Origin of the sequence: Methylobacterium sp. WL6, assembly GCF_008040095.1 — a bacterium.
In the GTDB taxonomy this organism is placed as follows: domain Bacteria; phylum Pseudomonadota; class Alphaproteobacteria; order Rhizobiales; family Beijerinckiaceae; genus Methylobacterium.
Map to the genome: position 1 here is coordinate 1 of NZ_VRVH01000203.1, position 8,398 is coordinate 8,398.

Genomic DNA, 8,398 nt, shown 5'->3' on the forward strand with positions numbered 1-8,398 from the left:
GTGCCGGCCGACACCGGCGCGGTTCAGGGCGGCCGCGTGCAGTTCCCGAACTGGCGCGGCCAGGGCGACCGGCCTCCGGCGCCGACGCCCGCGCCGCAGCCGCCGGGCCAGCGGGTCGGCTACTGCGTCGTCGGCCTCGGGCGCCTCAGCCTCGACGAGATCCTCCCGGCGCTCGGAGAGGCCAAGCGCTCGCGGCTCGTGGCGCTCATGTCGGGCACGCCGGACAAGGCCAAGCTCGTGGCCAAGCAGTACGGCGTCGCCGAGAGCGCGGTCTACGGCTACGGCGACTGGGACAAGCTCAAGGCCAATCCCGAGATCCAGGCGGTCTACATCGTCACCCCGAACGCGGTGCACCGCGACGACGTCGTCGCCGCGGCGGGGGCCGGCAAGCACGTGCTGTGCGAGAAGCCAATGGCGGCCTCCTCCGCGGAAGCCCGCGCGATGATCGCGGCGTGCGAGCAGGCCAAGGTCAAGCTGATGATCGCCTATCGCTGCCAGTACGAGCCCTACAACCGCGAGGTCGTGCGCCTCGTGCGCTCGGGCGAGTTCGGCAAGCCGCGGATGATCCAGGCCTTCAACGGCCAGACCTCGGGCCTGCCGGAGCAGTGGCGCCTGAAGAAGGCGCTGTCCGGCGGCGGGGCGTTGCCGGATATTGGGCTCTACTGCCTCAACGGCGTGCGGGCGCTGCTGGGCGAGGAGCCGGACCTGATCCAGGCGCACACCTATTCGCCGCCCGACGACCCGAAGTTCCGCGAGGTCGAGGAGAGCGTGAGCTTCACCCTGCGCTTCCCCTCCGGCGTGCTGGCACAGTGCATGACCAGCTACGGCGTCCACGAATCGCGCCGCCTGACGGTGCATACCGGCGGCGCCGACATCGATCTGCAGAACGCCTTCGCCTATGTCGGCCAGCGCCTCGTCATCACCCATCGCGACGGCAAGGCGGTGTCGCAGGACACCAAGGTGCTCGGCGCGAAGAACCAGTTCGCCCTGGAGATGGATCACTTCTCGCGCTGCATCCAGGAGAACCGCCGGCCGCGCACCCCCGGCGAGGAAGGCCTGCAGGACCAGGTGCTGATGGAGGCGATCTACGAGGCGGCCCGCACCGGCGCGCCGGTGCCGATCGCGCCGATCCCGGGCGCCGGTCTCGACGCCACCCGCGGCCCCGAGCTGGACGAGGCGGGTTGACGCGGCGGCCGCCGGAGCGTCGCGGGCCCTGGATGGGAGGGGCCGCGGCCCTATCGTAGAACACATCATGCTCGACACCGATCCGAGCGGCTTCGTCCGCGACGCGCGCCACCTGCGGCTCGACACGTTCGTGCGCCTGCGCTGGCTCGCGATCACCGGGCAGAGCGCCGCCGTGGTCGGGGCGCAGTTCGGGCTCGGGCTCGGGCTGCCGTTCGGCTGGTGCTTCCTGGCGATCGCCGCCTCGTCGTGGCTCAACCTCGGCCTGCGCATCCGCTTCCCGGCGAGCTACCGGCTGAGCGCCGATTCGGCGGCGCTGCTGCTGGCCTTCGACATCGTGCAGCTCGCCGTGCTGCTGTTCCTCACCGGCGGGTTGCAGAACCCGTTCTCGCTGCTGTTCCTCGCCCCGGTGCTGATCTCGGCGACCGCGCTGCCGCCGGAGCGGACGCTGGCGCTCGGCCTGCTGGCGATCGGGCTGGCGACGCTGCTGGCCCTCGTCCACCGCCCGCTGCCGTGGTTCGCCGACGGCCGGATCGAGCTGCCGTTCCTCTACGTCTCTGGGGTGTGGACGGCGATCCTGCTCGGCACGGCCTTCACCGGCGTCTACGCCTGGCGGGTCTCGGAGGAGACGCGACAGCTCGCCCAGGCGCTGGCCGCGACGGAGCTGGTGCTCGCCCGCGAGCAGCACCTGTCGCAGCTCGACGGGCTCGCGGCGGCGGCGGCGCACGAGCTCGGCACGCCGCTCGGCACGATCATGGTCGTCACAAAGGAGCTGGTGCGCCAGCTCGGCCCCGACGCGCCGCCGGCCGTCGCCGAGGACCTGCAATTGCTGCGCGAGCAGGTCGATCGCTGCCGCGGCATCCTCTCGAAGCTCACCTCGCTCGACGGCGACGGGGCCGGCTTCCTCGAGACCTTGAGCTTCAGCCATCTCATCGAGGAGCTGGTGGCGCCGCACCGCGCGATGGGCATCGCCCTCGACATATCGAGCGCGGGCGACGCCCCGGAGCCGGATTGCCGCCGCAACGCCGGCGTGATGTTCGGGCTCGGCAACATCCTCGACAACGCGGTCGACTTCGCCGACGCCCGGGTGGTGATCGAGGGGCGCTGGACCCTGGACCGGGTCACCCTGGAGATCCGAGACGACGGCCCCGGCTTCTCCGCCGAGGTGCTGCTGCGGGCGGGCGAACCCTACGTCACCACCCGCAGCCCGGACCGCACGGCGGGCCAGAACCAGGGCGGCACGGTCGGCGCCGGCCTCGGCCTCGGGCTGTTCATCGCCAAGACGCTGATCGAGCGCTCGGGCGCGCAGATCACCCTGGCCAACGCCTCGAAGCCGGGAACGCACGGGGCGCAGGTCCGGATCTCCTGGGCGCGCCACATCTTCGAGCGGGGTGCGGCGCTCCGTCATGCCCCCGAATTCGGTACCCGGCCACCCCTGCCCGCGGGCGATGTCGCGCCTATATAAACTTTCAACGAATACAACGAAATGTTTGAGGAGCTTCTCATGCTGACGCAATCGAGCTCGTCGGGCGCCCCGGATGCTGTGGCGCTCAACGACGCCGACCCGCTCGCCGCGTTTTCCGACCGCAGCCTTCTGATCGTCGACGACGACAAGCCGTTCTCGACCCGCCTCGCCCGCGCGATGGAAGCGCGCGGCTATCACGTCCAGGTCGCCGAGAGCGTGGCCGAGGGCGTCTCCGTGGTCGAGGCGCGGGCCCCCGCCTTCGCGGTGATCGACATGCGGCTCGGCGACGGCAACGGGCTCGACGTGATCGCCCGCCTGAAGGAGCGCCGGCCCGAGGCCCGCGGCGTGATCCTCACCGGCTACGGCAACATCGCCACCGCCGTCACCGCCGTGAAGCTCGGGGCGTTCGACTACCTCGCCAAGCCGGCCGATGCCGACGAGATCCACGGGACGCTGATGGCGCAGCCCGGCGAGCGGGCCGACCCGCCCGAGAACCCGATGTCGGCCGACCGGGTGCGCTGGGAGCACATCCAGCGGGTCTACGAGCTGTGCGGACGGAACGTCAGCGAGACCGCACGGCGGCTGAACATGCACCGCCGCACCCTCCAGCGCATCCTCGCCAAGCGGGCGCCGCGCTGAGGCGGGGGGCCTCCCGGCCCTCCGCTTATCGGTTGCACAGGATGCGACAATCGGGGTACTGCCGCCTTCGCAAGCGGGACGCACATCCGTGCCGCCGGAGGAAGGGGTCCTCGTGAACACCCGCAACCTGATCACGATCCTCAGCATGATGGTGCTGGTGGGAACGGAAGTCTTCGCGGTGGCGATCGCCGCGGGCTGGGCGATCGCCGGCCTGTTCGAGCTCGGCGATACCGTCGGCCACGTGCTGATGGGGCTGTTCAGCGTGGTCGCGGCTTGGATCATGCTCCAGCTCTGGCAGCGCGCGACCAGCATCGAGCCCCTGCGCACGGCACCTCGGGCCGCGCGCCGGTGATGCCCGGTCTCGGCACGTCCCGTGTCGATCCCCGCGCCCGGCTCGGCCGCCCCGACGTTCGTCACCGCCTTCTTCCGATCCAGACCCTGCTGAGTGGCCCATCATGAAAGCCCGCATCGTCGTCACCCTGAAGACCGGCGTCCTCGATCCGCAGGGCAAGGCGATCGAGGCCGCGCTCAAGTCCTTCGGCATCGCGTCGATCGAGGGCGTGCGCCAGGGCAAGGTGTTCGACATCGAGGTCGCGGCCGCGGACCGGGCCGGCGCCGAGGCGACGCTGAAGACCGCCTGCGAGAAGCTCCTGGCCAACACCGTGGTCGAGAACTACGCGATCGAGATCGCGTGATGCGCGCCGCGATCGTCGTCTTCCCCGGCTCGAACCGCGACGCCGACGTCGCCCGCGCGCTCCGGCTTGCCGGGGCCGAGGTCACGACGATGTGGCACGCCGACACCGCGCTTCCCGCCGGCACCGACCTCGCCGTCCTGCCCGGCGGCTTCTCCTACGGCGACTACCTGCGCTGCGGCGCCATCGCCGGCCGCGCCGCCGCGATGGATGCGGTCCGTGCGCACGCCGCCCGCGGCGGGCTGGTGCTCGGCATCTGCAACGGCTTCCAGATCCTGTGCGAATCCGGCCTGCTGCCGGGCGTGCTGATGCGCAACGTCGACCGCCGCTTCATCTGCCACCGGCAGACGCTGCGCGTCGAGCGCACCGACACGCGCTTCGCCGGCGCCTACGCGAAGGGCGAGGTCATCGACGTCTGCGTCGCGCACGGCGAGGGCAACTACTTCGCCGACCCCGAGACGCTGGCCCGGATCGAGGGCGAAGGCCGGGTCGCGTTCCGGTACTGCGACGCCGACGGGCAGGTGACGATTGCCGCCAACCGCAACGGCTCGCTCAACGCCATCGCCGGGATCTACTCGGAGGGCGGCAACGTCCTCGGGATGATGCCGCACCCGGAGAACTTCGTCGAAGGCCTGGTCGGCGGCACCGACGGGCGCGGTCTCTTCACCAGCCTCGCCGCCTGAGTGGCCACCGATACTGATGTCGGCCTGGTCGAACCGGGCGATGATTTGAGGAACGCCGGATCCTTAACCGCGCGTTAACTTTTTCGATTGAATGTCGGGGCATTCCAGATGTCTGGATGTCGAGTGAGACCTCCGTCCCGCTCTGTTTGATGCCTCCCTGAGACTTCAAAGCCGCCCGTCAGGGGCGGCTTTTTTTGTTCCGCATCGGAACTACGTCCCTCCCCCCTGGAGCGGGGGAGGGTGGGCCTCGCGTCAGCGAGGGTCGGGAGAGGGGAGCCCCGGTTCCGAACGTCGCGCTGCCCCTCTCCCGACCCGCTTCGCGGGCCACCCTCCCCCGCTTCAGGGGGAGGGAAGAGAGGCATCCCGCTCAGTACAGCCCGCCGGCCTGCACCGCGCGGTCGGCATCCGCCGGGACGGTGGCCGGCGCCGCGGCCTGGCCGGCCGGGGCGACGTAGGAATCCGGCGGCGCGGTGCCGGGCTTGAACGCCTCGAGGATAGTGCCGGCGCCCTCGCCCGATCCAGCGCGCATGCCGGAGCCGAGCGCCACGCGGATCAGCTTGATGCCCGGCGGCACCCGGAACGGGGTCGGCGGCTTGTCCTTGAGGGCGACCTTGAGGAAGTCGAGCGCGATCGGCGCGGCGAGGCCGCCGCCGGTGGCGCGGTCGCCGAGCGAGCGCGGCTTATCGAAGCCGATGTAGATGCCGACCGCGAGGTCCGGCGAGAAGCCGACGAACCACGCGTCCTTGGCGTCGTTGGTCGTGCCGGTCTTGCCGGCGAGCGGCTTGCCGATCTGCTTGAGGATCGTCGCCGTGCCGCGCTGCACGACGCCCTCCATGATCGAGACCATCTGGTAGGCGGTCAGCGGGTCGAGCACCTGCTCGGAATCGTCGACCAGCTTCGGCTCGTCCTGCCCGGACCACTTCTCGGCATCGCAGCCGACGCACTTGCGGTTGTCGTGCCGGTAGATCGTCTCGCCGATGCGGTCCTGGATCCGGTCGATCAGGGTCGGGCGGATGCGGCGGCCGCCATTGGCCAGCATCGAGTAGGCGGTGACCATCCGCATGACGGTGGTCTCGCCGGCGCCGAGCGACATCGGCAGCACCGGCAGCATGTCGTCGTAGACGCCGAAGCGGCGAGCATACTCGGCGATCAGCGGCATGCCGACGTCCTTGGCGAGCCGAACCGTCATCAGGTTCTTCGAGTGCTCGATGCCGTAGCGCAGGGTGTGCGGCCCGCCGGACTTGCCGTCGTAGTTCGAGGGCGTCCACGCCTCCTGGCCGGGGCCGGCCTCGATGGTGATCGGCGAGTCCTGCACGATCGAGGACGGGGTGTAGCCGTTGTCGAGGGCCGCCGAGTAGACGATCGGCTTGAACGACGAGCCCGGCTGGCGCATCGCCTGGGTCGCGCGGTTGAACTCGGATTCGTCGTAGGAGAAGCCGCCGACCATCGCGTGCACGCGGCCGGTGTTCGGGTCCATCGCGACAATGGCGCCGGACACCTCGGGCTTCTGGCGCAGGCGGTACTGCCCGCGGCCGCCATCCATCGCCTCGACGTAGATCATGTCGCCGGCGGCGAGGTTCGGGCGGCCGGCCCAGCGCATGCCGTCCGGCGGGATCGTGCCGGTGTCGCGGTCCTTGGCGACCTGGCCCGAGGCCTCGCGCTTGGGCTGCAGGCCGATCTGCACGCCGCCGCCGCCTTGCCCGAGCACCACGGCGAGCCGCCACGGCGCGACGTCGCCGAGCGCGTTCACCTCGGCCGCCGCCATGCCCCAGTCGCGCCCGGTCAGGTCGACCTTGGTGACGGGGCCGCGCCAGCCATGGGACTGGTCGTAGCGCACGAGGCCGTCGACCAGCGCCTTGCGCGCGAGGGCCTGCATCTTCGGGTCGAGGGTGGTGCGCACCGACAGGCCGCCCTCGTAGAGCTTCTTCTCGCCGTAGCGCTCGGAGATCTCGCGGCGGACCTCCTCGGTGAAGTAGTTGGCGTTGGCGGCGTTCGGGAAGGCGACGCGCGGGTTGACGCCGAGCGGCATCTTCTTGGCGGCGTCCGCCTCCTCCTTGGTGATGTAGTTGTTCTCCGCCATCAGGCGGATGATCTCGTTGCGGCGGTCGAGCGCCGCCTGGGTCTTGCGGTAGGGGTGGTAGTTGTTCGGCCCCTTCGGCAGCGCGGCGAGGTAGGCCGCCTCGTTGATCGTCAGCTCGTGCACCGACTTGCCGAAATAATCCAGCGCCGCGGCGGCGACGCCGTGCAGGTTGCGGCCCGGCACGATCGTGCCGAGGAAGATCTCGTTGAGGTAGAGCTCGAGGATCTTGTCCTTGGAGTAGGTCGCCTCGATCCGCAGCGCGATCAGCGCTTCCTTGATCTTGCGGTCGAAGGTCTGCTCGTTCGAGAGCAGGAAGTTCTTCGCGACCTGCTGGGTGATGGTCGAGGCGCCCTGCCGCTTGCCGCTCTTGGCGTTGGTCAGCGCCGCGCGCACGATGCCCTCGGGGTCGATGCCGCCGTGCTTGTAGAAGTTCTTGTCCTCGGCCGAGAGGAAGGCGGCGACGATGATCTTCGGCATCGCCTGGATCGGCAGGTAGAGCCGGCGCTCCTTGGCGTACTCGGCCAGCAGCGAGCCGTCGGCGGCGTGGACGCGGGTCATCACCGGCGGCTCGTAGTTGGCGAGCACGGCGTGGTCCGGCAGGTCCTGGCTGTATTTCCAGTAGAAGAACGCGCCGCCCGCGGCCGCGATCACGAACAGCACCGCGAAGGCGCTGAACAGGAAGCCGAAGAAGCGAAGGATGAGGCGCATCCGGTTTCCCGTCCGTCGGTTTCTTCGGCCGCGCGCGGAGCGCATTCGGCTAGGGGGGTCGGGGCTGCCCGCGAGGCGCACGCCGATCCGGCATGCCCGCAGCCTGGAAGATCCCCGCCGACGATGACCGAAGAATGGACGGCGCGACGGGGTCTCGAGTGCCCCGTATCGACACCGGATCTATGGTGAAACTGGGGCGATTGCCGCCGAGCGGCGGTTCGGCACCACCGGGCGGACCAGGCTGGCCCGGTTGCCGAAGAACTGGTCGATCGCCTTGGCCATCGAGCCGGTGACGGAGGCGCGCCACTCGGCCGATTGCAGCAGGTCGAGGTCGCGCTGGCTCGACAGGTAGCCGAGCTCGACCAGCACGCTCGGCACGTCGGGCGAGCGCAGCACCTTGAAGCCGGCCTCGCGGTGCGGCTTCGTGCTCATCTCCATCACCGGCCCGAGCTGGCCCATCAGGGTCTTGGCGAAGCCGGACGAGAAGCCGCGGGTCTCGCGCAGCGTCAGCTCCTGCAGGATGTCGGCGATCTCGGGCGGCCCGTCGCCGGATTCGGCGCCGGCGGCGGCGTCGGCCTTGTTCTCGCGCTCGGCAAGCTTGGCGGATTCGCTGTCGGTCGCCTTCTCCGAGCCGGTGTAGATCGTCGCGCCGCGCACCTGCGGCGCCGACGAGATCGAATCCGCGTGGATCGAGACGAACAGGTCGGCCTTGGCGTCGCGGGCGATGCGCACGCGCTCGGACAGCGGCACGTAGACGTCGCGGTCGCGGGTCATCGCCACCCGGTAGCGGCCGCCGGCCTCGAGCCGGGCGACCAGCGCCTGGGCGAAGCCGAAGACGATGTCCTTCTCGAACACGCCGCCGACCGCGATCGCGCCGGGATCGATGCCGCCGTGGCCGGCATCGACCACGATCAGCGGGCGCCGGTCGGCGGGCTCGGCCGGCGCCCGC

Annotated in this window: 8 protein-coding genes; 6 read left to right on the forward strand and 2 right to left on the reverse strand. The window is 70.6% G+C overall.

All coding sequences use genetic code 11. The features are described 5' to 3' along the window. The 6 genes from FV230_RS20545 to purQ form a co-directional block, all read left to right on the forward strand. The coding region (locus FV230_RS20545) for a Gfo/Idh/MocA family oxidoreductase (RefSeq protein ID WP_147843712.1) at positions 1-1,185 on the forward strand (1,185 nt) is incomplete at its 5' end. A gap of 67 nt (positions 1,186-1,252) precedes the next feature. Beyond that, positions 1,253-2,647: an ActS/PrrB/RegB family redox-sensitive histidine kinase gene (locus FV230_RS20550; RefSeq protein ID WP_147728651.1), complete on the forward strand. Its 1,395-nt coding sequence runs from the start codon at positions 1,253-1,255 to the stop codon at positions 2,645-2,647. Between the two features lie 39 nt (positions 2,648-2,686). Next, complete coding sequence (locus FV230_RS20555; RefSeq protein ID WP_147728650.1) at positions 2,687-3,286, forward strand: ActR/PrrA/RegA family redox response regulator transcription factor; 600 nt, start codon at positions 2,687-2,689, stop codon at positions 3,284-3,286. Positions 3,287-3,398: 112 nt separating this feature from the next. Further along, positions 3,399-3,638: a hypothetical protein gene (locus FV230_RS20560; RefSeq protein ID WP_147843713.1), complete on the forward strand. Its 240-nt coding sequence runs from the start codon at positions 3,399-3,401 to the stop codon at positions 3,636-3,638. A 103-nt stretch (positions 3,639-3,741) separates the two neighbouring features. Further along, positions 3,742-3,981, forward strand: a complete 240-nt coding sequence (gene purS / locus FV230_RS20565) for a phosphoribosylformylglycinamidine synthase subunit PurS (protein WP_147728648.1) — start codon at positions 3,742-3,744, stop codon at positions 3,979-3,981. Beyond that, complete coding sequence (purQ, locus tag FV230_RS20570) at positions 3,981-4,661, forward strand: phosphoribosylformylglycinamidine synthase subunit PurQ (RefSeq protein WP_147843714.1); 681 nt, start codon at positions 3,981-3,983, stop codon at positions 4,659-4,661. The genes purS and purQ overlap by 1 nt, the downstream gene beginning before the upstream one ends. Before the next feature lie 367 nt (positions 4,662-5,028). Here purQ and FV230_RS20575 read toward each other — a convergent pair whose 3' ends face one another. Together FV230_RS20575 and FV230_RS20580 are read right to left on the reverse strand one after the other, a co-directional pair. Then, complete coding sequence (locus tag FV230_RS20575) at positions 5,029-7,449, reverse strand: penicillin-binding protein 1A (protein WP_147843715.1); 2,421 nt, start codon at positions 7,447-7,449, stop codon at positions 5,029-5,031. 180 nt (positions 7,450-7,629) lie between these two features. Beyond that, positions 7,630-8,398, reverse strand: a 769-nt coding sequence (locus FV230_RS20580) for an N-acetylmuramoyl-L-alanine amidase (protein WP_147843716.1), incomplete at its 5' end; no start/stop codon positions are given.